This window comes from Bradyrhizobium sp. S3.12.5 (assembly GCF_040548225.1).
Lineage (GTDB): Bacteria > Pseudomonadota > Alphaproteobacteria > Rhizobiales > Xanthobacteraceae > Bradyrhizobium > Bradyrhizobium cytisi.
In genome coordinates, this window is the sequence record NZ_JBEPRF010000015.1 from 1 (window position 1) to 26,549 (window position 26,549).

A 26,549-nucleotide genomic window follows, 5' to 3' on the forward strand; every position below is an offset into this window, starting at 1 on the left:
CTGGGCAACTGGTCCGGCCGCGCCTGCTTCCATCTTCAGCCGATCGCGGACCACATGCGCCGCCGCCTGGCCATGGCGGATCGTCTGTTCATGGACGAAACCACGGCGCCGGTGCTCGACCCCGGGCGAGGCCAAACGAACAAGGGCTACTTCTGGGCGATCGTCTCCGACGACCGCGGCCACAGCGGCCCAAGTCCTCCGATCGTGCTGTTCCGATATGCCCCCGGTCGCAGCGGTGTCTTCGCGGAGCAGTTCCTAGATGGCTTTGGCGGACGCTTCCTGCAATGCGATGCCTATGACGGTTATGACCGGCTGACCGAAGTCGTTCGACCGCAGGGGCCGTGGACGCTCGTGCATTGCTGCAGCCATTTGCGCCGCCGCTTCGTCAAATTGGCCCGCAACAGCAAATCGCCGATCGCCGAGGCCGCCGTTCGGCACATCGCACAGCTTTACGCCATCGAAGCCATGGTACGCGGTGCATCGCCGGACATCCGGCTGGCCGGGCGCAGGGAACACTCGCTGCCCATGGTCGCCGCGTTAAAGCCGTGGTTCGAGAAACAGCTGTCGATGATCTCCAGCGGTTCGACGCTCGCCGAGGACATCCGCTACGCGCTCAATCACTGGCAAGGGCTGACCCGCTTCCTCGAAGACGGGCGGCTTGAGCTCGACACCAACCCGGTCGAGAACGCCATCCGGCCAGTCTGCCTGACTAGAAAAAATGCTCTCTTCGCCGGTCATGAGGTCGGAGCCGAAAACTGGGCCTTGCTCGCGTCGCTCGTCGCCACCTGCAAGCTCAACGACGTCAACCCGGCTGCCTACATCGCCGAAACACTCGAGGCCATTATCGACGGCCATCCCCATAGCAGAATCGAAGACCTCATGCCGTGGCGATTCCGCAAAGCGTCAAGCCTGCGTCCATACAGTGGCGGCTAAGCGCTTACGCAAGATCGAAGATCGGCCAGCTCTCGCGGAGGCGTGCGCGCTTCCGCTTGGCCGGGCCACGCAGATCCGTTCGCAGCAGCAACGCCAGCGCGGCTGGAAGCTTTATTCCTTCCATGCCCGGAGGTGGAGTGCATCGGCAAGGGCAAGGCCGCCGCGCCTTACGAGTTCGGGGTCAAGGGTCAAGGCCTCCATCGTCACCAACAACCGGCCTGCTCCAGGCAGCCAGTTCGTGCTGCACGCCAGGGCGCTGTCCGATAACCCATACGACGGTCACACGCTGCGGGACGTTATCGTGGACACCGAGACGCTCACCGGCTGTGCGATCGAGCGCGCTTATGTCGACAAGGGATATCGCGGCCACGACGCGCAAAATCCCCGTCGCGTCTTCATCTCCGCCCAGAAGCGCGGCGTCTTCGGGATCATCAAGCGCGAGTTGCGCCGCCGCTCCGCCATCGAGCCCGTGATCGGACACCTGAAGGCCGAAGGTCACCTCGGCCGCTGCTACCGCAAAGGCCGTGCAGGCGATGCCGCCAACGTTATCCTCTCCGCCGTCGGCTACAACTTCCGCCGAATCCTCGCCTGGCTGAGAGCCCTTTGCTGCCTCTTCCTGATCGCCTTAATCAAGACCATCAACGACCAGCCGGAGATCAAATCGGCTTCTTAACGAACGACTCTTTAAGACTCTGGGCCCGCGCCCATGGTGGCAAATGGTCGACGTCAGTCATAATTTTCCCTCGAATCGAGCCGGTGCGCAAAGTTGGATGGAGACGCAGCGGCGCATCGGAAATTCACTGTAGGGAATTCGACCTCGCCAGCGATTGTGCGCTTCAGCCGAGAGAAAGTACGCGTCCGGATCGTCACGGAGCTTTTCGAGCACGTCAAGTAGATCACGCTCTGTGAAACCGAGACACTCCACCATCTTTTTCAAACGAGTGAAATGCTCGTCCGCGCCACTTCCCAGCAGGACGTGGTCAACGGCGTGGATCGTTGGCGAATTCTTCGTCCGGCTGTGCTTGGCGATGCCAGCGAAGACCGGTTCGACAGCTTCGATCGGTAGATGCTCCAGCACCGAGATAGAGTAGATGCAGTCGAATTCAGCATTGCCCAGCTCGGACAGGGCTTCGGGGAATAGGCCCCTGAGAAAGGTGATGTGAGGGAATTGCCTTTTGATCCGTTCGAATTCAGCTGGCCCCCGATCTCGGCCGTCGTAGGGATCGACGACCACTACCTCATAGCCAAGGCGCACAAGCAAGTCCGCGACCCAAGGGTCGCCGGCGCCGATCTCCAACAACCTGCTACCCTTCGGAAACGACCCTAGAACGGCCTTGAGAACCCAGGGCCGCTGCGCGTCCTTTAGGTCCTGATTGAGTGTCGCAAGCGCGGGTAAGTGATCCGCACTATCAGAATAATCTCGAACGCTTGCGTAGCCTAACTCATTTGGAACGTGATAACCGCTGTAGTGCCTTGCCACACGCATCAAAGCGATCTCGTTCCCGAGATCGTCAAGCCGTGGTACTAGATTCAGATCACGGTAGAAGTTCATTAGGGCGGCGGCACTCTTACTCCACGAAAACATGCGCTCGTAGAAATCACGCGCCCCTTTGGCCAACATCTCTGAAAGATCCTTGTCGGAAGTAACATCCATAATCTTCTCTGCTAGCTCGATTGCATCACCTCGATAAGCCAAGAGGGCGTCTTTGCCATCTTCAACCCTGAGACCAATATTTGTCGCCGGAAGAATAACCGGCCGTCCCATGGCAAAGAATTCAGGCAACTTGGAGGGGAATCGGTACACATTAAAGTCGTTCACCCGACCTGGCTGCACGAGCACGTCCGCGAGCGCAAGATAGGCAGCCACGCGTTCGCGAGGCTGGAAAGGTAGTGACACAACTGGGCACGCGCTTTCAGCCAATCCCTCCGGCAAGACGGCAACTCCGTCCCGTCCAAGTCGCACCAAAACGATGTCCATGTTTCTTCGTGCCAAAGCGGCGACAGCCAAATAGAGAGAACGAACCTCACTAACATTTGCGGGATGGACGTTGCCGTTATAGACGACCGTTGTCGTATTAGGTGCAATGCCCAACTCGTCGCGCAGATGTCGATCCTTAGCTACTGGACGGAACAATTCTTCTTCTGCTGCCGGCCATATTTCCAATCCGGGAAGGTGTTCGGGCTTGAATTCAAGCAGCCGGTCAATCAATGCGGTCACGCCCACCGATTCCCCAAGGAACGTCTGCATGTCCCGAGGGTCTGCCAAATACTTTGGTATTGGTGGTAATTGATCCGCTGCGGAACGTGCCCGCAATTCTGACGCACTTAAACCAATGTGGGCTGCCGTGATTGCGTACTCGTTGTCTTCGAGGTGGACGACATAGCGACAGCCGTGACATTTGGCCAGCTCTCTGGTGACTTCCGCCACGTGCTGCCTTGGAGTCCATGCATGGATGAGATCGGCTCCCATGCCATCCTTAAAGCGGAACTGAGACGCGCCGCTATAGGACGTGCTAGCGTATCGGTGATTTCGCGGCACTGCTCTATCAAGTCCGTTAGGAACCGCGACAACTACGTCGGCTCCCATTTCACTGATTCCGTGAGCAAGATTGGATACGTGGATGCCGCTATTGCTCGAAAGCTGATTGTGACAAACAAAAAGAACGTTCATCGGCATCAGGCCGCCGCGCTAGATTTAGATTCCCAACGGCTGTAGGGATCGCCAGCGCTAATTTCAGCACCCCAACAATCCAGAAGTAGAGCTCTATCCAAGCTGTCGTACGCTGATCCCCTTGTCGCGCTCTCGTAGTGAATAAGCCTAGTGCGGGGCGTATAAAGAATTTTTCGGCCTATCGCGGTCAAACGCATGCAGAAGTCCACATCCTGATAGTGTGTCTGATAGAATTCACTGAGGCCACCGACGGCGTCAAAGTCTTCTCTCCTGAGCATCACGCATGCGAAGGTCACACAAGATACTTCCCTGGTGCATGACAGCGACCCAAAATAACCGTCCGAATCCTCCGGGAGCCCCCGCAACACATGGTCGGCTGTACCGCGAATTCCAAGGGCAACGCCCGCATGCTGAACGCTTCGGTCGGGATAAATCAAAAGTGGGCCAACGGCACCGACGTTTGGATCGTCCAGAAAAAACAGCATCTGTTCGAGCCAATCGCCTTCGACTACCTCCGTGTCGTTGTTCAAGAGCACTAGGACGTCTCCGGTCGATGCGGCCGCAGCAAGGTTATTTGCACGAGAATAATTGAAGGGCTCCGAATACGGCACCCGAATGATCGGGAAACGATCAAGTACAGCGAGCGCCTCAACGTCCGTCGTGCCATTGTCAACCACTACCACCTCAAAATTGGGATAGGTCGACCTTTCGAATATGGACGCGAGGCATCGCGAAATAAATTCTGGCGCATCCTTCGTCGGAATGATGATAGAAACGCGCGGAAACCGATCCCGAGCGTTGGGCACAAGAACCGCGCGATGAGGCAATATAGGGTGGATTTTGGCTATGGCATTGATCCCCATGCGAACGAGGTGCGCGTTCACTGCAGCGACCTGCTTACGACCGATATTCGGCTTAGAGTCGGGGCGATCGGCAATGCTTCCTGGAATACGTCGCCAATGGTAAAGCACCTCGTGTACGTGATGTATTGCAGAAGTATTCTCTGACAAGCGAAGCATCAACTCATAGTCCTGGACGCCATCGTAAGTTGAATCGAAACCACCGATCTGCTCGATGCGATTTCGTCGAACTAACAAAAGGTGGCCGACATACATTACCTCACGGAACATACTGGGAGACCAGTCAGGCTTTAGGAACGGTTCTTCTCGTATCCCGCGTTCAGACAGTTTGTCCTCGTCGCTATAAATGACATCAATGCGCGCGTCGTTATTGAGAACCGCGACGTAGCACTCGAGAGCGTGTGGTTCTAACTCGTCATCATTGTCAAGGAAGGCGACAAAATCTCCCGTCGCAAATGCGAGAGCTTCGTTGGATGCTTTCGAGATCCCGCCATTTTCCGGCAGCCGCTTCACGCGCAGCCGAGTCCCTTCGCTCTCCAAATCGACGAGAGCACGAATTGTGTCTGGAGCGGTCGATCCATCGTCGCAAATGCAGAGTTCCCAATTTGGATAGGTCTGAGCCTGAACCGAGCTGATGGCTCGCTGGAGCCACTTTTCCTCTATGTTAAACACCGGCATAATAATGGAGACGAGCGGTTGATAAGCAAACTGGGTTGCGGAACCCGGTAGGTTAACCTGAGTGTGTTCCCGGATGGGCGCGCCGATCCCGCTTCTCAAATAATGAGCGAGCGTATTCAGCACGTTGAGGGTCCTGCCACGTACGCCGCGATTTTGCAAAAAGCGCAGCGTTCGTGACGCAGTCACGCGCATGCCACTCGAACGAACGCTGTTCAAACCTTTTTTCAAAAGAAAGCGATAGTTGTCTTTCAGCATCACCCGAAAATCCAATTTCCTCTTAATTGAGCGACCTACTCAGTTCACTGGATTGTGTAAGTTCTGCGCCAACTCTCGCATATACCGTCTCACGCCCCGACTCTCGCATACACCGTCTGCCTCCATTGCGCCATGGGATCCAGAAGGTCGTTATCGTAGAATAGGCCTGCAACTGCCCAACTCGCCCTCGGGTTGAGTGACCTTTCCACGATTGTTTCGGCTTTCCCGATTGCGCGATCCGAAACTTACGACATCATAGCGTTGGAAACTCTCGACGCCATAAGCAACGATCGGCCATCAATAGTGGACTATCGGCCCGAGGCAACCTGTTTATGGAACCGCACTTTTCTGCGCTCCGAAGGGCAGATGCAGTTGCATTGAATTTACCCCGTTGTGGTTGTTAGGTACGCCGCGCACCGTCGCCCCCCGTCACGCCAACCGGGAAGCACGTTGTGCTCGCGGAAGAAGGCTGCCTCGAGCAGCTGCCCGGCCAGGAACTTCTTCGAGTGACTTCAGGACGCCGAAAACATCCATCCCCGCCGTGCCGGCCTTCCAGATACACAGTATCGCTTCGGAGATCCCGTGCTTCCAAGCCAGGTCAGCCGTCTTGGCCCCGTCTCGTGCTCATTCAGGACCGAGATGATCTGTTCTTCCGCGAACCTTGCTCGCTTCATCCGTTCGTAATTAGTCAAGGCTGGGCCATAACTCCTCCCGGGGGAAAAACTCGGTGCCAGTTCATACCTTGGGCGCCCTCTAGCTGGACGCTGCGTCTTCATCGGACCTTCTTTCCCCTTGGAATAAATTTACGCTCCGTTTCGCGGCGACCCGCCGGCCTTCCACATAAATAAACTGGCTCTCAATCAGGGGAATGCTCGGTTCGGACCGATTCGGCAGAGTCCTCGCCCGCAATATTGGGCTTCTTAGGCAAGCGGCCCTCGGCACGGCCGAAGGTAACGTAGTGAAACAACATGTTTAAACCCGCACGTGCCACATCAGGGTATTTGTCACTATAAAAACGCGGGTCGAAATGGCGGGAGGGCGCCAGCTGTGCAGCCTCGCCAACATCTAAATAATGCTGCGCGAGAGAAAGATCGTGCACATCCGGCACGCCGGCATTTTTACGATATGCCTCAGGATCAAAGAAACCCGAACTGAGAATACGCTTGGCCGAATCGAACGGCGACGCGAGCGCCGTCGCCAGTTGCTGCTTGCGGCGCCCCATGTTCTCAAGCTCGACTTCCAACTGTTTCGCTAGTTCCTCAAAATAGTATCGGTCGACGAGCGAGTTGCCCAAGCGCTCAAAGTAAAGGCGGGGGTCGATGCCGCGCGAGTCAGGCTCCCCTCGCAGCAGACTAGCGAGCGGCTCTGGCGGAACGGCGGTTCCGGTTTGCACGACGCCAAGGCCGTGGGAGTGGACAAACTGAAAGGTGGGGTAGCGCTCTGCGAGCTCCGCAAACAGTTGGTAGACGCCGAAATCCCGCTCGCGCACAGCCGTGTCATGGAGCAGCACGACGCCGCGTTCGCTCATCTTTGGTAGCCAGGCGTCGAAATCGTGCCGCACGGCCGCGTAGGTGTGGAGGCCGTCAATGTGCAGGAGGTCGATTGAGCCGTCCGCGAAACCAGCAAGCGCCCGGTCGAATGTCATGCGCAATAGAGCGGACGAACGGTGATAACGCGTCTCCGTGTAGCGCCTGAGGTCTTCATAGATGCCGTTGTCATAGCCGCCCGCGTGGTCGTCACCTCGCCAATCATCAACGGCGAAGTATTCCCCTGGCGTCACGGCGGTGGCCGCCGCCTGCAGGAAAGCGCAGAACGAATTCCCGCTGTGCGTCCCGAGCTCCACGAAACGCCGCGGCCTCATTACATCAATGATCCAAAAGGCGAACGGAATGTGCCCCACCCAAGGTGGTGGCGCCACGATCCGCTCAGGTAACATGAGGGATATCGGTCTCGCGTAATCTGCGTCGGAGCGGTCGAAAATAGGCCCAAGGGACATACCAACTCCATGAAAGGGCTTGAGCGTCTCGATTGTCCGGCCACACGTCGTACCGAATGTCAATGGCTTAGCAATGAGCCATCATCGCATCAAACTTTCGCAATGCCCAATTGCCGCCATTTGCCTAAAGGACCGAACTGCGCCGGTGATGCCGATCTTGTTATTTCGAGCTCGTCTCAACCAGATCTACCCAATACTGCTGCTTCTATCCCGCCTTCCTGGTTGTCACCTGCAGTGCGCCTAAATTGGATGTCGTGCATTGGAACTCCAAGCAGACCTTGCCGCACATGACCGCCTTCGCAGCGAAATATCAGCGCCTCGTCGAGCCAATGGTGCTGTATGTGGTCATCCTGTGTGCCTTCGGCCAATGCCACCGTTACAGCATAGTCACCTTGCGGCAGATAGGGCATGCGAAAGCTGAAGAGCGCTTGAAACTTTTCGTCCTGCAAGATCTCGGTAGTACCCGCTGGATAGGCCAGAAAGGTATTGTCTCCGAAGAGGTTTTGGCCGAGCTTGTCCCTGACATAAAATCCGACGATCGGTTTTCCTATCGCACTGTAGGCTTGGCAGCTAACCTCCAAAACCACATCTTCTCCGCCCTCAACGACTGGCAAATGGCTCCCATTTGCACCGAGGAATCGGACGTTCGTCACCTCTCCGCCTCGCTTGCCAAACGACGGGGCGCTTGGATCGAACTCGAACACCTCGATCACATTGCGCTTGTCTGAGTTCTGGATCAGTTCATGACGGAAATCTCGCTTTGGCGTCTGGACCTCTCGGTGCCTCCCAGAAATCGAAAAACCATCCCCATCGTTTTGCTCATACAAGGAAGCTTGGTATAGGAAACTGACCTCCTTGGCTGGCCCTTCGGCACGGACCTGACCTTTGTCCAGCCAAATTGCGCGGTCGCAGAGACTGTTGACTGCAGCTGTGTCGTGGGAAACGAAGAGTAGCGTTCCGCGCTCCTTGAATTTGCGGATAAAACGCATGCACTTCTGCGTGAACGCGGCGTCGCCAACCGCGAGAATTTCATCGACTATGAGGATATCAGCATCGACATGGGCAGCAACCGCGAACGCGAGCCGGGCATACATGCCGGACGAGTAAGTCTTCACGGGCTGGCCGATGAAATCGCCGATCCCTGCAAAATCCAAAATGGCCTCATACCGCTCATCCACCTGTTTGGTGCTGAGACCGAGAATAGTCGCCGCCAACCGAACATTCTCACCGCCCGTAAATTCTGGATTGAAGCCTGCGCCGAGCTCGAGAAGCGGCGCCACCCGTCCTTCGACCGTAAGCGTGCCAGCATTGGGGTGGAGTGTTCCCGCTATCATCTGGAGCAGTGTGGATTTGCCAGACCCGTTGCGCCCGATGATGCCGACCGTCTCACCACGCCTAATCGTGATGTCGACATTCTGCACCGCCCAGTAGGTCTGGTAGTACTTTCGCCAACGCAGGATCATCTGTTTTAGCCGGTCCTGCGGTTTGCCGTAGATCAGATAGGCTTTCCCCAATCCACGGGCTGCGATTGCGGCTTCAGATGACATCAGCGAAGGCCTTTTTTGTACGCATGAACCAAAAGGCTCCAGCCGTAGCAATAAACAGAGACAGTATGAGAGACATGCCCCATACGAGAATATTTGGTAGCTGCGCCGAAAACACTACTTCCCGAGCGCCAACCACGGCCGAGGTTGCGGGGTTCGCATAGAGGAGCCAGCGATATCGCTCCGGCAGGGCATCAGGCGAATAGAACACTGGCGAAAGAAAAAGCATCGCAGTCGTTATCGGCGGCATCACATGCTTCAAGTCACGTAGAAACACTCCAAGCGAAGCAAGGAAATAAACGCCGCCGAGAATAAAGAGCATGAAGGGGAGCAGAACGATCGGTAACAGAATAATGGTGGCCGGCGGGGCGCCGTACGCGACCAAAAATACGAATAAAAACACTGCAAACGAGATCAGGGCAGTTACCAGCCCGCTGATCAGCGCGACGAGCGGCAGGATTTCGAGAGGAAAGACAACCTTCTTTACATAGGAGACGTTCTCCATGACCAACCCAGGAGCCCTGTTTAGCGGATCAGAAAGGATACCGAAGGTGATTAAGCCGACGAAAAGAATCATCGGAAAGGCGAATCCATCGATTCGAGCACCGTTCTCAGCCCCTGCCCAGCGCGATTGAAAGATACCGCCGAAGACGAGGCTGTACACGGCGAGCATAATGAGCGGCACGATGATGGCCCAGAAAACCCCGAGGAAGGAGCCACGGAACCGCGCTTCGATCTCGCGCCTGACAAGACGCCAGATCAAATTTCTGTGACTCCAAATGCCTGCGGTAAAGCTCAACATAGCGGTCCCTCAACAGAGCTATCCATGGCGCGGCTTATGCATTTATGTACCAAAATACAAGCGCTTGGGCGAACCCAATCGCAACAAGGGCTTAACCCGCGTAATAGGCGCCCAACCGACGTTGTATCGCTCGCAAGTGGCGATCAGCCGCCGTTCCCCCTCCGCAAGCCGCTGCAGCAGTTCGCACTCCGACGCGATCTTGGTGACGATGCAGGTGGAGGTGAAGGCGACGACGCGCTTTAGGGCCGCCGCATAGATGTGCGGCAGCGCGTCCGCCAGCAGGCCAATCTCCACCGCGCAATGAAAGGTCTCGAACGAAGGCGGCTTCAAGGTTTCGCGCGTGGCGAGATCGCCCTGGAGCCACGCTACTGTGTCACTGCGTTGCTTCGCCCGGGACAGCACCAGCGGCGTTTCGCCGGACCTGATCAGATGCTCGACGATATTGCCCCACGATCCCGGTGGCGCCTACAACGAAACTGATCATCTCGATCAACTCACTACGGCGACCCGTGTCGGCGGCCTTCAAACGAACATCGCAATCAGGATGTTCTATATCGGTCTATCTGCCCTACACCAATCGCCTCCCGCATCAGTTCGGCCAATTTCGCCTCAGCCTGATTTCCCTGTGCAAGTCGCGAGAGGCGCCATCATAACCGACCATCGGCCGACCTGCGATTTCTCTCAGGCAAATGAGTTGGGCACGGTACTAGGCCAATCGGAAACACACAGTACCCTAGTACCTCTGTACCGCCCGCGATTATGACTCTTTGGAAGTGTCGGGATAGGTTCGGCTAATTTTGGCGCGGGCGTTGTCTGTAGTGAACATCCATTTGATGCGGGTGCTGATTCCGCTCGATGTCGCCCACCATTCCGGAATGATCTCGCCCACCGTTCCGATTTGATCTCGCCCGCCATTCCGAGATGATCTCGCCCACGATTCCGGGATGATGTCGCCCGGGGTGACGAGGCCTCTTCTGGCTCCGCTACGGTCCCGCTTTCGGCTTTGCGAAGGGGACCTGGATGCCGACGGAGAGGCTTGCGATGCGCCATGTGCGCGATGTGATCAGATTGAAGTCGGCCGGGATGCCGACCCGTGAGATTGCGCGGCGGTTGGGGACGGCGCCGTCGACGGTGCGATTGACGATCCGCCGGTTTGAGGCGGCGGGCTTGACCTGGCCGTTGAGCGATGACCTGACGGATCCTGTCCTGGAGGCCCGGCTGTTCGCGGGGGTCGGCGCCGGTTCTGGCACCCGGCGGGGCCATCGCCGGCAGGCCGAGCCAGACTGGGCAGCCGTGCACCGCGAGCTGCGGCGCAAGCACGTGACGTTGTCGATCCTGTGGGAGGAATACATCGCGGGCGAGCCCGGCAGGTATCGCTATTCGCGTTTCTGCGAGCTCTACCGCGCCTGGGAAGGCCGGCTGTCGGTCACGATGCGCCAGTCGCATGCAGCCGGCGACAAGCTGTTCGTCGACTATGCCGGCGACGGCGTGCCGGTCGTGATCGACCGGCTGACCGGCGAGCGGCGCATCGCGCAAATTTTCGTCGCGGTGCTCGGCGCATCGAGCTTCACCTACGCGCAGGCGACCTGGACGCAGGGGCTCGCCGACTGGATCGGCGGCCACGTCGGCGCCTTCGAGGCGATCGGTGGCGTGCCGGCGCTGCTGGTGCCGGACAACACCAAAACCGCAGTGATCAAGGCCTGCCTCTACGATCCGCAGATCAACCGCAGCTACGCCGACATGGCGGCGCATTACGGCATCGCCATTCTGCCGGCCAGACCGCGACGGCCACGGGACAAGGCGAAGGTCGAGCAGGCGGTCCTCATGGTTGAGCGCTGGCTGCTCGGGCGGCTGCGCCACCGCATCTTCCATAGCCTCGCCGAGGTCAACGCCGCGATCGCCGAGCTTCTGGTCCGGCTCAACGAGGAACGGCCGATCCGGCGGCTCGGCGTGACCCGACGCAAGCTGTTGGAGGAGATCGACCGGCCGGCACTCAAGGCCTTGCCGGAGAACCCTTACGTGTTTGCTGAGTGGCGGATCTGCCGGGTCAGCATCGATTATCACGTCGAGGTCGAGGCGCATTACTACAGCGTCCCGCATCGCTTCGTCCGCGCCGAGGTCGAGGTGCGCTTCACTGCCCGCACCGTCGAGATTTTCCACAGGGGTGAGCGGATCGCCGCGCATCAGCGCATGAGCGGCAACCACAAGCACACCACCGTGCCGGAGCACATGGCCTCCAGTCATCGGCGCTACGCCGGCTGGACCATCGAGCGCATCCGCAAGGACGCCGCCTCGATCGGGCCGGCCACCGCTGCGCTATGCGACCTGATCCTCGACGAACGTGCGCACCCCGAGCAGGGCTTCCGCGCCTGTCTGCGGGCGATCGATATCGGCGCGCGCACCTACGGCTCGGTCAAATCGATCCTTGCCAACAACCTCGATCGGCGTCCTTCACCGAAGCGCCCCGCGGACGACGCGCCGATCCTCCATCCCAACATCCGCGGGCCGCGCTACTATAATTAGGAGATCACGTCTTGCTCACGCATCCGACCCTCGATCAACTCCATCAACTCGGCCTTCACGGCATGGCTAAGGCCTTCGCCGACATCGAAGCCGGCGGCGAGGCCGCAAGCCTCGGCCGCGCCGAATGGCTTGCGCTCCTGCTCGAACGCGAAGCGTCATTGCGGCGCGACAAGCGACTGTCCAAGCGGCTGCAATATGCCAAGCTGCGCCAGCAGGCCTGTGTCGAGGACATCGACTATCGCACCCCGCGCGGCCTCGACCGCAGCCTGCTGACGATGCTGGTCGAAGGCCAATGGATCGACGACCACGCCAACCTTTTGATCTGCGGCCCCTCCGGCGTCGGCAAGAGCTGGCTCGCCTCGGCGCTCGGCAACAAGGCCTGCCGCGACAATCGCTCCGTGCTCTACCAGCGCGTTCCGCGGCTGTTCACCGATCTCGCCCTCGGACGCGGCGACGGCCGCCACCCCCGTCTGCTGCGCGCGCTCGGCCGCGTCGATCTGCTCATCCTCGACGACTGGGGTCTGGATCCGCTCGACGCCGCGGCCCGTCACGACCTCCTGGAGATCCTCGAGGACCGCTACGGCCGCCGCTCCACCATCGTCACCAGCCAGCTTCCCGTCGATCAACACGATTAGACCTCGTTGGAATGAGCTGGATTTAAGAGGCCATCCGTCTTTCCAACCATCCAACTGCTTTCTACACGAGATACTGGCCAGTTGAAACAAAGTGGTTAATGTAGGCAGCGAGGAACTGGTCAGTTGTCGCGTACGCGCCAACTAGGTCAGGATGAGCTTGCTCGTATGCGGCAACCTTGAAGGCGGTGCTGCGACCTTCCGCAAAACCGTTGTCGATGTAGTGAACCGCACCTGCATCATTGTTAGCGCCGAAGCTCTTCATTAAATCTGGATACTGGGCAATGTACGACAAGCCATCGAAGGTTGTTGCTCGACCTTCGGCCGCTCCATGGCCAATGAAGTGAGCCGCCCCCGCTTGTTCGTTGGCTCCGAAGGCCTTAATCAGATCAGGATAGCTTGCAATGTAGTTTAATCCATCAAAAGTGACCGTCCGGCCTTCCTGAGAACCGTACTCAATGAAGTGGAAAGCACCGGCGTCACTATTCACGCCATAGGCTTTGATGAGATCGGAATAACTCGCAACGTAGTCCAAACCGTTGAACGTAGTCGCCCGGCCTTCGTTAAAACCGAAGCTGATGTAGTGCGAGGCGCCAGTGTGTTCGATCCCCTGCATTGACCCGACTTGGAACGCGCTGATCAGGTCTCCGTAGCTAGCGATGTAATCCAAGCCATCGAATGTCTCCACGCGCTGCTCAGTCGGTTCATAAGTATTATACCAATTTTGCATCGCCGGCGTGTTCGAGCCAAAGCCGTGAACCAAATCCGGAAAACTTGCTTCGAAGTTTTGAAGGTCAATGAAATGATTAGCGCCCGACGCGGTGCTTGCGTACGTGAGGTCGTTGGCGTGCACGTTAGCCACGGTCGCTGGAGCCGAGCTCGTTGAACTCTGAACAAGATGAAACCCAAGTGCGTCCAGCTGTTTCAGATCAATAGCCGAGAGCTGCTGGGAAGTTTTGCTGGTGTAGTATTCGTTAAAGGGATCGTTTGGTCCCTGTACCCCCGAATTCAGGAAGTCGCTGGGGTCGGATTGCTGGCCGTAGTCCGCAAGCTTGGTGTTGCCCCCGTCGACGGAGAAGTAAGCCGCTGGCGCCGTGGCTCCGCCTTGGAATAGGTGGACACCGGGGCTGGTGAAACGAAAGAGATCGAACACATCAGGAGCCGAACCATATGGCACTCTGCCCATGGCATGCGTCAGTTCATGAAGCGCGACACCGACCAGCAGGTTAGGATTGATGTCAGTCGCAAAGGTCGCGCTGCCATCGTCAGTCGTTGTGTCGTTGGCCCCGAGCACGCCCCAGAGCTTAAGCTGGGCGTTCCAGACCGCAACGCTGGACTGCCCCTGGAGGGATGAAACGTTGGCTAGGCTGTTGAAGGTCGTGTCGCCCGCACTCGAATGGGTGAGCAGGTTTGAGCGAACCCAAGAATAGCTCTCGTAATATCCGTTATCGGGGCCTGCGGCAGCGCCCCCACCGATCCCGCTGTAATCAATCTTGAGGTTGAGGGTGATCTTGTCCGTGATGTTCGCAGCGAGGATCGCTGCCGCCTCCTGAACACCAGACCTAAAGCTTGTCGGCGCAGCCATCGCGGCAGCGTCAAAGATCAAGTTAATCGTTGCGCCCCCCGATGTTGCCGCCAAGACCGAACCCGGATTCGTGGGATCGGTCGTGGTCCCGGTCGAACTGGCTGGAAAGTAGCTACCTTGAATCGTATTCCCAATGACGGTGTAGAACGGGTCGTCAGAAGGCACGGGGGCTTCCCAATGGAATCCGCCCAAATTCAGATCGGGTTGGATCAAAACGGAAGCCGATCGGCTTCCGGACCACGTTGCATCGCGGAGCGGCTCAAAAAAATCAAACAGTGCGTCCGATAAGATTCCATGACGAATTCCCACACGTGAGTCCATGGTAGCTCCATCGTGGACGCCCAGAAACAACTGCAGCTGGTGAGACGAGGCTATGTGGCGGAGCCCGACGCCGCACTCATTCCCAATCATCGCTACGGCCCGTTAACTTACAGTTTCGGGCCTAACAGAATTTGCTAACCGTCTGCGGCTTAGCGCGGAGGCCGAGTTGTCGGCTCGATTCGAGATAAGCCCGATTTTTTTCGGCGTCGAGCGATATTGCAATAGGCAAACGCGGCGCAAGCGCGGATTTTTCCGGAACGGTTCCATTTCATACGATCGTAAGGCAGATACGAGCTTTCGGTGGACGGGTTTTGTCGTAGCCGGGGCTCCTCACGGCTTAAGCAATCGGCGGGCATTCGTTCAATTGCTCGGGCGATATCGTCGAACCGAACTACGACAACATGCCCTCGGGGCCATACGGGGCCCAGCGAGATAGGTCGGCCGTCCTATGGCATAGGACGTCTCAACCTCGGCTCCGGGCAGAAGCTGTACCTGGCCGTAATTACCGCAATCCATGGTGAAACGGGAGTCCGCGTACGCTCAACGAGTCCGCGGCCCAGATCAGTCAGCCTGCGAGGCGAAGCCGCCTCGGCCCTAACCCGTGCCATCTATACGCGGGCCTGAACGCGCGCAGCCGACCTGCCTTTACGGCAAGTCATTGGGGCAGCACAATCTGCCCGACTGAGACTTCCAAATCTTTAGTATCCACCCGCGCAACTTCAAATGACACCCCTCCGCCTATCAAAACCCGGGTTCCAGCACCTGGCGGCCTTGCCGCCGAAACAGCGCTGCGCGGCATCGCATTGGGCAGAAAGTCGTGGTTATTCTGCGGGTCCGACCGCCGAGGGCGTCGAGCCGCCCCGTGTATAGCCTCATCGTCTCTGCCAAGATGAACGACGTCGACCCTCAGGCCTGGCTCGCCGATGTACTCGCTCGCATCGCCACCCACCCCGCCCACAGGCTCGATGAGCTGCTGCCCTGGGACTAGAAGACTGCGCAACAGCAAGGCCTTGCGGCGCAGGCGGCTTGAGGGGGCACGTCAACAACGTCAGCCACGTGTTCACTCTCAGCCAGTCGCTGAGATGCTCGGTGAACACGAGGAATGGCTGTTCAAGGTCGCCGAAGAAATGGACACCGAGGATGGCCAGCTATAAGTCGTCGACGTCGGTGAAGACGGGGTGATGGCGTTCACCGATGACGGGATCGAGATCCTCAAAGAGCTGATCGCAATCCACAAGCCCCCCCGCATCATCGCCGAAGACCAAAGAGTCCGACGAGATCTAACCGCTAACCGGATAGATCAAGCGCGCTTGCGGCCTACAGCGCATGAATGCCATGGACCATTATGCCGGAATCGACGTGTCCTTGGAATGCTCCAGTGTATGCGTTGTTGATGCGACCGGGAAGATCGTTCGGGAGGCCAAGCTAGCAAGCGAGCCGGCGGGTCGGATTGCGGAAGGGATCGACGCAAATGTCCGCACCTCCGATGAGATGCCCCAATGGGAGCGGAACGCATTTACCTCGATTACGTGGGGTGAAGACCATTCGGCTGAGCTGTCATCATAACTTGCCAAACAACGCACCAAGATAGAGGCCCAGGGTCTCAACTCCACGCTGACGATACACGCGCGATCGCCACACTAACCAGGGCCGCCGCGGCCACGCCGCTTGACGCGCGCTTGCGTAGAAATCCAGCGTGGCGATACTTTCTCGGGTTAACATAGACCGCATACGATTGAGCAATTTCAAGTTGACTTCGTTCCACATTACAACACGACCACCGGCAAAAGCATGTAGCCGGATCAGACGTGCGCGGAGGCCGACATTGGCGCCGATCAGATTCTCTCCATGCTGACGATACTGCAGGCTCGGTCGCGGATCATAGTGCGCGACACCGCCCGCGCCGGTGGTGACCTGGTAGGTCCACCAATCATGAGCCACAATCGACGCATCAACCGGTGTGGCGCGAAGCGAATGCCGTGCGGCGGCATTGAAAACCATCGTGTTGCCGCCGCCGATATTCTGTACCAGTGCATTCTGGAACCCTGGCAACCGGGAGAAGAGTGGCGAATATCCTCTTGAAGTACCGTCGGCCTCGATCAGTTCGGTCCTAGTGAAATATAACGCGGGCTGACTGAGATCGCGCGTTTCGAACCAGGCCACGGCCCTCGCAAGCTTATCCGAAAACCAAATGTCATCCTGATCACTATAGGCAAACAGATCGCCATCGATCTCACCGTTTCGAACCAGCGACATAAAATTCTGCCAAAAGCCCTGCCTCGGCCCTTGTCGAATTGTAACAGGTTGAGGGATGCTTTCAGCAAAGGCCTTGAGAACATCGATCGTGCTGTCCGTTGAGCCGTCGTCAGAGACCTGCAATTCCCAGTTGGAATAGCTTTGGGCGCGAAAGGAATCCAGTTGCTGCTGCAAATACTCAGCACCATTTCTGCTCGCGAGCAGAATGACAATTTTAGGTTGCGCAACGGGCACGATCGAACAGCCTTGGATATCGCCGCGATCTATTTTTAAGGTAGTGAGGACAAGCGGCATCGCGGACGGCCCCGCTCATAATCCTTTGCGCGCCAAAACCTCCGCCATCGTCACATTGTGGCTCGACAGGGCCATGTTCCGACAATACAAGATCTCGCCTGAAAGTAGCTGATCCGGAAACCCAAAGATTAGCCGGCGCGGGCCCCTCGCACTGACAGACGTATAGCGGAGTAGGACGTGCGCCTTTTTCGGTTGAGCTATCTCACTGGTAGGAGTTCCCAGCCGACTAACGAACAACGGCATATAGCCGACAACGATCGGCGCACTCAAGAACGTTTTTGGCTCGGGATTCTTATCGGCCTTCACATCGTACTTTGCTGCGTCTCGCTGGTCTATCTCGCGAACGATCGCATCCCCCACCTCTTCGACGCAGCCATGTTTCATATCAGGTATGACCCGTCACGACTATACGTCGCCATTCTCGTTGCCGCGGTTTTTACCCTTTTTGCGCCCCTGTTTGCTCTCGCCAGATTCAGCTTCGGTTACTTTATCGGGTTTTATTTCTACACGATGGTTCTCGGTTATCTCTGGATCGCGTGCTTTTCTGATTTGAACTATAACCACCCCCTGGCGCAGTTGTCTGCCGTTGCGTCAGCCGCCGCATTTCTTTTGCCCGCCTTGTTTATCGTGTCACCGATCCGGCAGACTTATGCGTTGTCGGAGAGGGCATTTGATTGGCTGCTGGCATCGTTTTTTTTATTGGGCATTGTGACGGTTGCAATAAGCTCCACCTATAGCTTTCAATTTGTTGGCATCGAGCACATCTATGAATATCGCAATAAAATGGAATCTCCGGCGTTATTGCGATATCTAGTCGGTATAACGTCCAGCACGTTGTTGCCGTTTGCCTTCGCAGGCTTCGTTGCGCGCAGGGCCTATTGGCGTTCGGCTGCCGTGATCGTTCTCCTGGTCTTCTTTTATCCAATTACCTACAGCAAGCTCGCGCTCTTTGCTCCCTGCTGGATTGTCGCGCTGCTGATACTCTTGAAATGGGTCAAAGCGAGAGCAGCGGTTATCCTGTCACTGCTTGTTCCCCTTTTAACAGGTATCCTATTGATCAGCTTGTTCGGGCAACATGCCGCGTCGTATTTTTCCCTCGTCAATTTTCGGATGATAGCAATCCCATCGGTCGCGATGGACGTGTACCATGATTTTTTTGCCACTCATGACCTCACATATTTTTGCCAAATGTCGCCGTTGAAGCGAGTGATGGGTTGTCCCTATCAAGATCAGCTATCCATAGTAATGCAAAACGCTTACAAGCTCGGTTATTTTAACGCATCGCTATTCGCGACGGAAGGTATTGCGTCCGTTGGTACGTTCTACGCACCGTTTGCCGTCTTCATATGCGGGCTGGTCATAGCCCTCGGCAATCGTTTGTCTGCCGACCTGCCGCCAAATTTCATCCTGTTATCCGGGGCAATCATCCCTCAGATTGTTCTCAACGTCCCGCTTGCGACCACATTACTCACGCACGGCCTCGGGCTCCTGTTTTTATTGTGGTACGTTACCCCACGCACAATTTTCGAACTTCAACCACGCGAAGCTGCGCTCGTTGGTTAGCGATCGGGATTTGTCATAAGCCTTGCGGCCGGCCATTGCGGCGGCGCGTTTGAGTCTCGTCGGATGAGTGATGAACCCACCCCAAACTAATCGCTCAAGCCATGCTGAAAGCCTGCGAAAGCGCCGACGGAAGTTTTGAGCTAACCCCCGAATGCAGAGTAACGTTAAATCGCCCTCAGGAGCGGTTATCCAAGCTGCCTCCGGCATGAGACCAATGCAATCGGGTTGGGCCAGCAGATCGGTTACAGTTTTCGTTTTCCGCGCGCTCACTGCTCTGCTATGTGCACGAAAGGAACTTCGAAGGAAAGCCCTGAGCGATGCGTGTCCTCGTCTTGAACGCGGACTATCCGCGTTTCATGTCCTGGCTTTATCGGCGCGAGCCGGGCTTGGAAAATGCGTCATATGCCTCGCAGATGGCGGCGCGGAACGCCAGCCTGTTCGGCGTTGCCGATTTCTACTCGCGCAATTTTGCAGGCCTCGGACACGTCGCCGCCGACATCCATGTCAACAACCCATGGATGCGCGCGGCCTGGGCGCGTGAACATGGCCTCGCGGTCACACCCCCGCCGCCGCCCAATGCGCCTTCCGCGCGCGACGCCATTCCCGGTTGGCTGCAGCGCGCCGTAGCACCGTTCAAGCCGGTGCTGAGGCCGCTGGCGCGCAAGGTTGGCCTCAGCCCACGCCTCGACGCGGAAGCGGAAAAGGTCCTGCTGGCGCAGATCGAGGACTTCAGGCCGGACCTGATCCTCAACCAGGATCTTTTCCACGTCGACACGCGCCTGGTGCGCCGGATCAAGCAGATCTGCCGCTCCACCATGGTCGGCCAGGTCGGAATCGTGCCCTCGCGCGGCGAAGATTGGTCGGTCTACGATCTCCTGATCTCGCAAATTGCCGCGGTGGTGGATTTCTTTCGCCAACAAGGCGCCTGCTCAGAGGTCATCCATCTGGGATTCGAACCGGCGATCCTCGACGTTCTTCCGCCTGCACCGGCGCGCAGCATCGACGTCTCGTTCGTCGGCGCCGTATCGGCCGATCACCAGCAGCGCGTGGCGCAGCTAGAAGCTGTCGCGCGGCGCTACGATCTGAAGTTGTTCGGCAGCGGCCTGCATACACTGCCCGCCTCGTCACCACTTCACCGCTGTTACCAGGGCGAGGTGTGGGGCGTGGACATGTATCAGGCGCTGCGAGCCTCGCGTGTGACGCTCAACTCGCATATCGACATGGCCGGCCCAGAAGCCGGCAATGCGCGCCTGTTCGAAGCAACCGGTATCGGCGCCTTCCTGCTCACGGACTTCAAGGACAATCTTCACACGCTGTTCGAGCCCGGCCGCGAGGTCGCGACCTGGCGTTCGGCCGACGACTGTATCGCGCTGATCAATCGCTATCTCAACGATGAGCCCGCGCGAATGGCGATCGCTGCGGCTGGACAGGCACGTACGCTTTCGACCCACACGTTCCGCCAACGCGTGAGCACGATCTTGCAGCTCGCCGGCTGCAAATAACCGCCGTCGGCGCGCCCTTGACGGTGTGGGCCAAAATGGCCAAAGTGCTCCTGCGTGGCGCTATATCACTATAATTGCAGCGTTTTTGTCGAGGCTCAGATGGAACACGTCGAACATGTTCGATTCGGCGACCAGCTCTATGCGATCATCGTGCGCGCCTCGTTTCGCGAGCCGGGTATCCACTTCTTTTCGTCGCCTGAACTGTCGCAGCAGCTCGCCTATATGAGCCATCCGAAGGGCAAGAGCATCGAGCCGCATCGCCACAACAAGGTGACGCGGGAGGTGCACTACACCCAGGAAGTGCTGCTGATCCAGAAGGGCAAGCTCCAGGTCGACTTCTACACGGTCGAAGAAAAATATCTGGAAAGCCGTGTGCTCGGCGCCGGCGACATCATATTGTTGTGCAGCGGCGCCCACGGCTTCCACGTGCTCGAGCCGCTCGAGATGTTCGAGATCAAGCAAGGCCCCTATTCCGGCGAGAACGACAAGACCCGCTTTCCCGAAGTCGCCCAGTCCGAAATCCGGATCAAGGGTCCGAGCCAGTGACCGCGCCGTATATTCCCGTCAACACGCCGCTGCTCGACGGCAACGAGGCCGACTATCTCGCCGAATGCATCCGCACCGGCTGGATCTCGTCGGAAGGGCCGTTCATCAAGCGCTTCGAGCTGGCGATGGCGGAGGCGGCCGGGCGGCGCCACGGCATCGCGGTGACTAACGGGTCGGTCGCGCTCGACATCGCCGTCCATGCGCTCGGCCTCGAGCAAGGCTCCGAAGTCATCATCCCGACCTTCACCATCATCAGCTGCGCCGCAGCCGTCGTGCGCGCGGGCCTCATCCCGGTCGGGGTCGACTGCGATGAAGCAACCTGGAACATGACGGTCGAGGGCGTGGAGGCCGCGATCACGCCACGCACGCGCGCGATCATGCTGGTGCACATCTATGGCCTCCCGGTCGACCTCGAACCGATCATGGCGCTTGCCCGCAAGCATGATCTGAAGGTGATCGAGGACGCCGCGGAGATGCACGGGCAGACCTATCGCGGTGCGCCCTGCGGCAGTTTTGGTGACGTCTCGACCTTCAGCTTCTATCCGAACAAGCACGTCACCACCGGCGAAGGCGGCATGATCCTCACCGACGACGACGCGCTCGCCGACAAGCTGCAAGGCTATCGCAATCTCTGCTTCCAGCCGCAGCAGCGCTTCGTCCACGAGGAATTCGGCTGGAACGCGCGCATGACCAACCTCCAGGCCGCGCTCGGCGTCGCCCAGGTCGAGCGCCTGGCGCGCACAGTCGAGCTCAAGCGCCGGATCGGCCGACTGTACGACGAGCATCTGGTCGGCGTCGACCGAATCCGCTGTCCGGTCGCCCGCACCGACTATGCCGACAACATCTACTGGGTCTATGGCATCGTCCTGAACGACGACGTGCCGTTCGACGCCAAGGAGGCGATGCGCCGCCTCGGCGAAAAAGGCATCGGCACGCGACCGTTCTTCTGGTGCATGCATGAGCAGCCGGTGCTTCGCCGGATGGGCCTGATGCTCGATGAATCCCATCCGAACGCGGAATACGTCGCCCGTCGCGGTTTTTACCTGCCGAGCGGCCTTGCCTTGACTGATGACGAGATCGCGCGATCCGCACGGGCGCTCAAGGAGATTTTGGCGTGACGGTGTTCGCCGACTACGCGCCCTGGTATGACCTGCTCTATCAGGACAAGGATTACGCGGCGGAGACATCGTTCGTCGAAGCACGCCTCAGCAACCACGGCGTTTCCTCCGGCAAGCTGCTCGATCTCGGCTGCGGCACCGGACTGCATGCACTCGCGTTCGCCCGCAATAGGTGGAACGTTGCCGGCATCGATCTGAGCCATGAGATGATCGCGAGCGCCAAGGCGCGCGCCGCGCAGGCCGGGCTCTCGATTCCGTTCCGGCAGGGTAACGTCTGCGAGACCGGACCGGAACGCGACTACGATGCGGTGGTGTCGCTGTTCCACGTCGCCAGTTACCAGACCAGCCGCGATGCGCTCGCCGCCATGTTCCGCACCGCTTATTCCGCGCTGAAGCCGGGCGGCCTGTTCTTCTTAGATTATTGGTATGGCGGCGCCGTGCTCGCGCAGGGCGTCGAGACGCGGGTCAAGGTGATCGAGCAGAAGCCGCTGCGCCTCACCCGCATCGCGCAATCCGACCATGACGAGCAGGCAGCGACCGTCACCGTGAACTATACGCTGTTCTGTGAGGACACCGATCGCGCCACAATCCGGCGTGTCGATGAAGCGCATCACATGCGCTACTGGTTTCCGTTCGAGATCGACGCGGCACTCACGGCGAGCGGCTTTCAGCCGGCCGATCACGCCGCATGGCTGACGCAGGACGCGCCAAACTCGAAGATCTGGGCGGCCTACGCCGTCACCAGAAAGGCCGGCAAGCCGTGAGACCGCTGCGCCTTGCCGTGATGCTGGAGCAGGCCCTGGAGGTGGGCGGCGGCTTTCAGCAACCGCTCAACGATCTGCTCTGGCTGCGCGAATGGGCGACCCAATCCGGCAACGAGATCGTGGTGTACTCGCCCTATCCGAGGACGATCGAGATTCTGATGGAGTTCGGTGTCGAGGGGCGCTTACGCAAATTCGGCGTGTCCGATTATCTCTTTCTGTTCCTCAAATATTGCGGTCCGTTCGACCTCGTCCAGATCGCGCTTGAGCTCAAATCACCGTTCGAGCGCGTCTTGATCCGCGACGGCATCGACGTCGTACATTTCACCTCGACCTCGAAGCGACACCTGCTGCTCCACCAACTGCCGTTCATCATCACGATTTTCGACGGCTGCCATCGCGACGCGCCGGAGTTTCCGGAAGTGCGCACCTTCGGCGAATTCGAGCGCCGCGAGATCCTGTTCGGCCTTGCGAGCACCAAGGCGGCTGTGGTGATCGTCAACGCGCCCGAGCTGATCGACAATCTCTGCCGTCGCTACGCGATGGAACGAAATCGCGCGGTCTGCATCCCGTTCTCGCCCTCGGCCTATGTCAGCCAGTCTGCGCCCGATGCCGCGGCCGATGCGGCGGTCCTGGCAAAATACCGGCTCGAGCCCGGCTATCTATTCTATCCGGCGCAGTTCTGGCCACACAAGAACCACATCACGCTGCTCGCCGCGCTCGCCCTGTTGCGCGAACGCGGCATCATCGAGCGACTGGTGCTGTGCGGCTCCAACCGCAGCGGTCGCGACAAGATTGACCTGGCGATCCGCACCTACGGATTGTCCGACCAGATCTCCATCATCGGCTTCGTCGAATCCGCCGAACTCGGCGCGCTCTACCGCGGCGCTTCTGCGCTGGTGATGCCGACCTATTTCGGCCCGACCAATCTGCCGCCGCTGGAAGCCTGGGCGGTCGGCACGCCTGTGATCTATCCCGAAGCCTTCAAGGCGCAGGCCGGCGACGCCGCAATCCTGTTCGACTATGACGACCAGCGCTCACTCGCAGACGCCATCGTCAGTCTCCGCGCCGAGGGCACACGCGAGCGCATGAGCGCGGCCGGACATCTTCGGCTCGCGCAGTTTGCCGAGGAGACCAAGGCCGGCCACCAGGAATTCGCCCGTCATTTAGAACGGTTGAAGCACCGGCTGGCGCTGACTGCACGCTGAGATCATCGGCTACGCAGGAACCAGCGCCCGCAGTCGCTCGCGCAGCGCCGTGTTCAATAGCGGGCTTGCGAGCCCGCCGACCACCGTCATCCAGATCGCGCACTCCAGGACGAAATGCACGAGCCCGCGCCCCGGCAGGAGTGTGGTGATTGCGAGCCCGATCAGCCAGCCCGGCGCCACGATCCCCGCGGCCGTGAGCATCAGGAACGCGACGTGCCTGAGCGGGTTGCGCAGGATCTGCCATATGATTACCAGCGTGAGCAGCCCGAACTGAACGAGAATGTCGCTCGCGACCACGGCAAGCGCCGCGCCGAGTGGTCCGAGCCTCGGTATCAGGACGAAGGCCAGCAGCAGGAATACGACGAACTGGAGCCCCTTGGTCCGGATCAGAAGCGCGCCGCGATTGCTGTGATTGGCAAAGACCAGCGCCATCAGCGAGGGCGCGCCTGCGGCCGAGCCGAGCAGCAGCGTCACCGCAAGCAGCCCGTCATAGGGTATGCTGCCATGGGTCCACAGTGCGAAGAAATCGGGCCAGAACGGCAGAAATCCGGCGACGGCCAGGCAAGCGAGCCCGGTGACGAGCACCGATCCGTGAGCGTAAAGACGGCGGAGCCGCTCTTTGTCGCCGATTGCATGATCGTGCCCGAGCTCGGCACCGAGCGGCAAGGCGGTCTGGAGGCATAGCCCGCGCACCAGGCTCGCGATCACGCGCGTCAGCCCCCATTGCACCACCGCGACGCGATCGGTGACGAGCGCGGAGACGAGCAGGACCGGAATGTTGACGAGCGCAAGCTCGGTGATGTTGGCGATCGCGAAGGGCAGCGCGCGGCCGAACTGGCCGATGCTCCAGCGCCAGGATGGCGAGATGAACGGCGGCCTTGCGGCACGGCGCAGAAACGGAAAACGGCGCGGCGCGTCGAAGCCAACGATGAAGATCGTGAAGAGGAGCTGCGTGGACACGAAGGCGATCGCCACCGCAAGCAGGCTTCCGAACATGGCGAGCGCGACAAGCTGCGCGATCTGGCCGAGCAGCAGCGCGGCGTTTTGCAGCCACACGGCCCGGCCATACAGGCCGCGGGCGCGGTAGAGGCCGGAGCAGAGATTGGCGGGCAAACTCAGGAGCGTTCCCAGCGTCATAACCAGCATTGCCGCGTCCAATGTCGGCATCACGTGAAAACCGAGCACGGCCGACGGCGGCGCGAGATATTCGGCCACGCAGAGCAGGACGCCGAGCCCGGCGACGATGGCAAGATAGATCCGCTGCATCCCGTGGTAGACGCTCGCCGTGCGCCCATCGCAATCGGCACAGGACTTGAAGGCGAGAAACCGATTGATGGCGCGAAACTGCAATCCGGCATCGGCCACGACGACGAGGTTTCCGGCGGCATAGATCGCAAGCCAAGCGGCGAGCACGTCGCCGCTCCAGACGTGCAGGAATGCGGGAATCAGCAGCAACTGCTGGGTCAGGCCCAATACCATCTGGACCAGATTCGCCGACCAGCCACGAATGAGCCGGCGGGCCCGCCCGGCACCGCCCGGCACCTCGGCCTTGCCGGGCGCATCAGTCTGCGTGTCGGTCAAACCGCATCCTTCCCGGCAGCTCAGAGCCCGTCCGGCTGGCCGTTCTTGGGCGTGGACCGCGGCAGGAAAGGCGCGAACGACGGGCCGCCCGGGGTCGGCATCGTCAGTTGGCCACTGCCATCCGCGGAAGCGGCTGCCATCGCGGGCGCGCTTGCAGGAGCGGACGCGGCTTCCGGCCGCTGCAGCGCCAGCACCTCGCTGCGATCGCCCTGCTTGAGTGTCACCTCGCGCGGCTGGACCGAGGCCAGCGACCAGCCGTCCAGCGATTCGCCCTGCCGCAGCCGAACGATCTTCTGGTCGGTGCGGTTGACGAGGATCGCGATCGCATCACCCTCGCCCACCACGGCCCCGACCAGCATCAGCGGTGGCGGGGCCTCGACCGGCTTCTGCGGAGGCGGCGTTTGGGCCTCTTCGGCCGGGGCGGCTGCAACCGCGCGCGGCGGCGGCCGCCGCGTCGCCGAGAAAATCGGGCGCTCCTGGGTCCCAGTCAGCGCCGACAGCGGCACCGACCAGAGCGGATTGCCGCGAGGCGCAGGCTTGCTCGTGGCCGGCGCGGGCCGGGCAATCGGTCTGACCGCGCCGACATCGACGCTCTCGGCAGGGCTGCCGGCGGCATCGTCAGGCAGGATGTCCATCCGCGACGAGGTCGCCGCTACGCTTTCGGTGATGCCGAGGACCGCGCACAATGCAGCCAATCCGACCGATCTCAGCCACCCCGACATCGAACTCCCCTGCGATCGGCCAGCGCGCGGCAAGCCAGAGGCAGCAAACTAGTTCTGATAGGCCTCACGATCAACCCGCCGCCATCCCGTTAGACCTGCCTTTGGACTTGGCTGGAACGGCTGCGCCGTCTGGCATGTTGCGATGCATGACATTGTTGCCCAATGGCCACGATCACTGAAATTGCAAACGAAACGACC

General features: G+C 59.4%; 18 protein-coding genes and 5 pseudogenes. 12 read left to right on the top strand and 11 right to left on the bottom strand.

The annotated features are described in order from the left end of the window. Positions 1-933: IS66 family transposase (tnpC, locus tag ABIC09_RS22530; protein WP_354110582.1), on the top strand; the 933-nt coding region annotated here is incomplete at its 5' end. 7 nt (positions 934-940) lie between these two features. Next, a pseudogene (locus tag ABIC09_RS22535) lies at positions 941-1,606 on the top strand (transposase family protein); the annotation flags it as partial. Positions 1,607-1,663: 57 nt separating this feature from the next. On the opposite strand, the gene ABIC09_RS22540 reads toward ABIC09_RS22535, so the two are convergent. The 7 genes and pseudogenes from ABIC09_RS22540 to ABIC09_RS22570 form a co-directional block, all read right to left on the bottom strand. Beyond that, positions 1,664-3,610 (bottom strand): glycosyltransferase, encoded by a 1,947-nt coding sequence (locus ABIC09_RS22540; protein WP_354110583.1) that lies wholly within the window; start codon positions 3,608-3,610, stop codon positions 1,664-1,666. Beyond that, a complete protein-coding gene (locus ABIC09_RS22545; protein WP_354110584.1) occupies positions 3,610-5,397 on the bottom strand; it encodes a glycosyltransferase family 2 protein in 1,788 nt (595 codons plus the stop codon). Before ABIC09_RS22545 ends, ABIC09_RS22540 begins: the two co-directional genes overlap by 1 nt. 501 nt (positions 5,398-5,898) lie before the next feature. Then, a pseudogene (locus tag ABIC09_RS22550) lies at positions 5,899-6,071 on the bottom strand (transposase); the annotation flags it as partial. 182 nt (positions 6,072-6,253) lie between these two features. Then, positions 6,254-7,333 (bottom strand): class I SAM-dependent methyltransferase, encoded by a 1,080-nt coding sequence (locus tag ABIC09_RS22555; RefSeq protein WP_354110585.1) that lies wholly within the window; start codon positions 7,331-7,333, stop codon positions 6,254-6,256. 236 nt (positions 7,334-7,569) lie between these two features. Then, a complete protein-coding gene (locus ABIC09_RS22560) occupies positions 7,570-8,940 on the bottom strand; it encodes an ABC transporter ATP-binding protein (RefSeq protein ID WP_354110586.1) in 1,371 nt (456 codons plus the stop codon). Beyond that, entirely contained in the window at positions 8,930-9,700 is a 771-nt protein-coding gene (locus tag ABIC09_RS22565) for an ABC transporter permease (RefSeq protein WP_354110587.1), read from the bottom strand. The genes ABIC09_RS22560 and ABIC09_RS22565 overlap by 11 nt, the downstream gene beginning before the upstream one ends. An 81-nt stretch (positions 9,701-9,781) precedes the next feature. Further along, complete coding sequence (locus ABIC09_RS22570) at positions 9,782-10,141, bottom strand: hypothetical protein (RefSeq protein ID WP_354110588.1); 360 nt, start codon at positions 10,139-10,141, stop codon at positions 9,782-9,784. Between the two features lie 639 nt (positions 10,142-10,780). Here ABIC09_RS22570 and istA point away from each other — a divergent pair. Both istA and ABIC09_RS22580 read left to right on the top strand, forming a co-directional pair. After that, entirely contained in the window at positions 10,781-12,262 is a 1,482-nt protein-coding gene (istA, locus tag ABIC09_RS22575; RefSeq protein ID WP_354110705.1) for an IS21 family transposase, read from the top strand. 11 nt (positions 12,263-12,273) lie between these two features. Next, positions 12,274-12,882 (top strand): annotated as a pseudogene (locus ABIC09_RS22580) (ATP-binding protein); the annotation flags it as partial. A 76-nt stretch (positions 12,883-12,958) separates the two neighbouring features. Here the strand turns inward: ABIC09_RS22580 and ABIC09_RS22585 are convergent. Continuing rightward, positions 12,959-14,800, bottom strand: coding sequence for an NF038122 family metalloprotease (locus ABIC09_RS22585; protein ID WP_354110589.1), 1,842 nt, complete (start codon positions 14,798-14,800; stop codon positions 12,959-12,961). Positions 14,801-15,573: 773 nt separating this feature from the next. Here ABIC09_RS22585 and ABIC09_RS22590 point away from each other — a divergent pair. Both ABIC09_RS22590 and ABIC09_RS22595 read left to right on the top strand, forming a co-directional pair. Beyond that, positions 15,574-15,788 (top strand): annotated as a pseudogene (locus ABIC09_RS22590) (transposase domain-containing protein); the annotation flags it as partial. A 347-nt stretch (positions 15,789-16,135) separates the two neighbouring features. Next, positions 16,136-16,252: pseudogene (locus ABIC09_RS22595) on the top strand (IS110 family transposase); the annotation flags it as partial. A gap of 108 nt (positions 16,253-16,360) precedes the next feature. Here the strand turns inward: ABIC09_RS22595 and ABIC09_RS22600 are convergent. Continuing rightward, positions 16,361-17,350 carry a glycosyltransferase family 2 protein gene (locus ABIC09_RS22600; RefSeq protein ID WP_354110590.1) on the bottom strand — a complete coding sequence of 330 codons (990 nt, stop codon included), beginning with the start codon at positions 17,348-17,350 and terminating at the stop codon, positions 16,361-16,363. 192 nt (positions 17,351-17,542) lie between these two features. On the opposite strand from ABIC09_RS22600, the gene ABIC09_RS22605 reads away from it, so the two are divergent. From ABIC09_RS22605 to ABIC09_RS22630, 6 genes are all read left to right on the top strand, one after another. Further along, entirely contained in the window at positions 17,543-18,913 is a 1,371-nt protein-coding gene (locus ABIC09_RS22605; RefSeq protein WP_354110591.1) for a hypothetical protein, read from the top strand. Between the two features lie 317 nt (positions 18,914-19,230). Then, positions 19,231-20,415 carry a CgeB family protein gene (locus ABIC09_RS22610; RefSeq protein WP_354110592.1) on the top strand — a complete coding sequence of 395 codons (1,185 nt, stop codon included), beginning with the start codon at positions 19,231-19,233 and terminating at the stop codon, positions 20,413-20,415. Positions 20,416-20,514: 99 nt separating this feature from the next. Then, positions 20,515-20,961 (top strand): cupin domain-containing protein, encoded by a 447-nt coding sequence (locus ABIC09_RS22615; protein WP_354110593.1) that lies wholly within the window; start codon positions 20,515-20,517, stop codon positions 20,959-20,961. Further along, entirely contained in the window at positions 20,958-22,079 is a 1,122-nt protein-coding gene (locus ABIC09_RS22620; protein WP_354110594.1) for a DegT/DnrJ/EryC1/StrS family aminotransferase, read from the top strand. The genes ABIC09_RS22615 and ABIC09_RS22620 overlap by 4 nt, the downstream gene beginning before the upstream one ends. After that, entirely contained in the window at positions 22,076-22,843 is a 768-nt protein-coding gene (locus tag ABIC09_RS22625; RefSeq protein WP_354110595.1) for a class I SAM-dependent DNA methyltransferase, read from the top strand. Before ABIC09_RS22620 ends, ABIC09_RS22625 begins: the two co-directional genes overlap by 4 nt. Next, entirely contained in the window at positions 22,840-24,048 is a 1,209-nt protein-coding gene (locus tag ABIC09_RS22630; RefSeq protein ID WP_354110596.1) for a glycosyltransferase, read from the top strand. The genes ABIC09_RS22625 and ABIC09_RS22630 overlap by 4 nt, the downstream gene beginning before the upstream one ends. A 9-nt stretch (positions 24,049-24,057) precedes the next feature. Here the strand turns inward: ABIC09_RS22630 and ABIC09_RS22635 are convergent, their stop codons facing one another. Together ABIC09_RS22635 and ABIC09_RS22640 are read right to left on the bottom strand one after the other, a co-directional pair. Then, entirely contained in the window at positions 24,058-25,629 is a 1,572-nt protein-coding gene (locus ABIC09_RS22635) for an MATE family efflux transporter (RefSeq protein WP_354110597.1), read from the bottom strand. A gap of 20 nt (positions 25,630-25,649) precedes the next feature. Continuing rightward, positions 25,650-26,351, bottom strand: coding sequence for a hypothetical protein (locus ABIC09_RS22640; protein ID WP_354110598.1), 702 nt, complete (start codon positions 26,349-26,351; stop codon positions 25,650-25,652). Positions 26,352-26,549 lie beyond the last annotated feature (198 nt).

Excerpts from the sequence above, each read along its gene's own strand:
- ABIC09_RS22540 (WP_354110583.1), bottom strand. The coding sequence starts at position 3,610 with ATGCCGATGAACGTTCTTTTTGTTTGTCACAATCAGCTTTCGAGCAAT.
- ABIC09_RS22545 (WP_354110584.1), bottom strand. The coding sequence starts at position 5,397 with ATGCTGAAAGACAACTATCGCTTTCTTTTGAAAAAAGGTTTGAACAGC.
- ABIC09_RS22555 (WP_354110585.1), bottom strand. The coding sequence starts at position 7,333 with ATGTTACCTGAGCGGATCGTGGCGCCACCACCTTGGGTGGGGCACATT.
- ABIC09_RS22560 (WP_354110586.1), bottom strand. The coding sequence starts at position 8,940 with ATGTCATCTGAAGCCGCAATCGCAGCCCGTGGATTGGGGAAAGCCTAT.
- istA (WP_354110705.1), top strand. The coding sequence starts at position 10,781 with ATGCGCCATGTGCGCGATGTGATCAGATTGAAGTCGGCCGGGATGCCG.
- ABIC09_RS22585 (WP_354110589.1), bottom strand. The coding sequence starts at position 14,800 with ATGGACTCACGTGTGGGAATTCGTCATGGAATCTTATCGGACGCACTG.
- ABIC09_RS22600 (WP_354110590.1), bottom strand. The coding sequence starts at position 17,350 with ATGCCGCTTGTCCTCACTACCTTAAAAATAGATCGCGGCGATATCCAA.
- ABIC09_RS22610 (WP_354110592.1), top strand. The coding sequence starts at position 19,231 with ATGCGTGTCCTCGTCTTGAACGCGGACTATCCGCGTTTCATGTCCTGG.
- ABIC09_RS22615 (WP_354110593.1), top strand. The coding sequence starts at position 20,515 with ATGGAACACGTCGAACATGTTCGATTCGGCGACCAGCTCTATGCGATC.
- ABIC09_RS22640 (WP_354110598.1), bottom strand. The coding sequence starts at position 26,351 with ATGTCGGGGTGGCTGAGATCGGTCGGATTGGCTGCATTGTGCGCGGTC.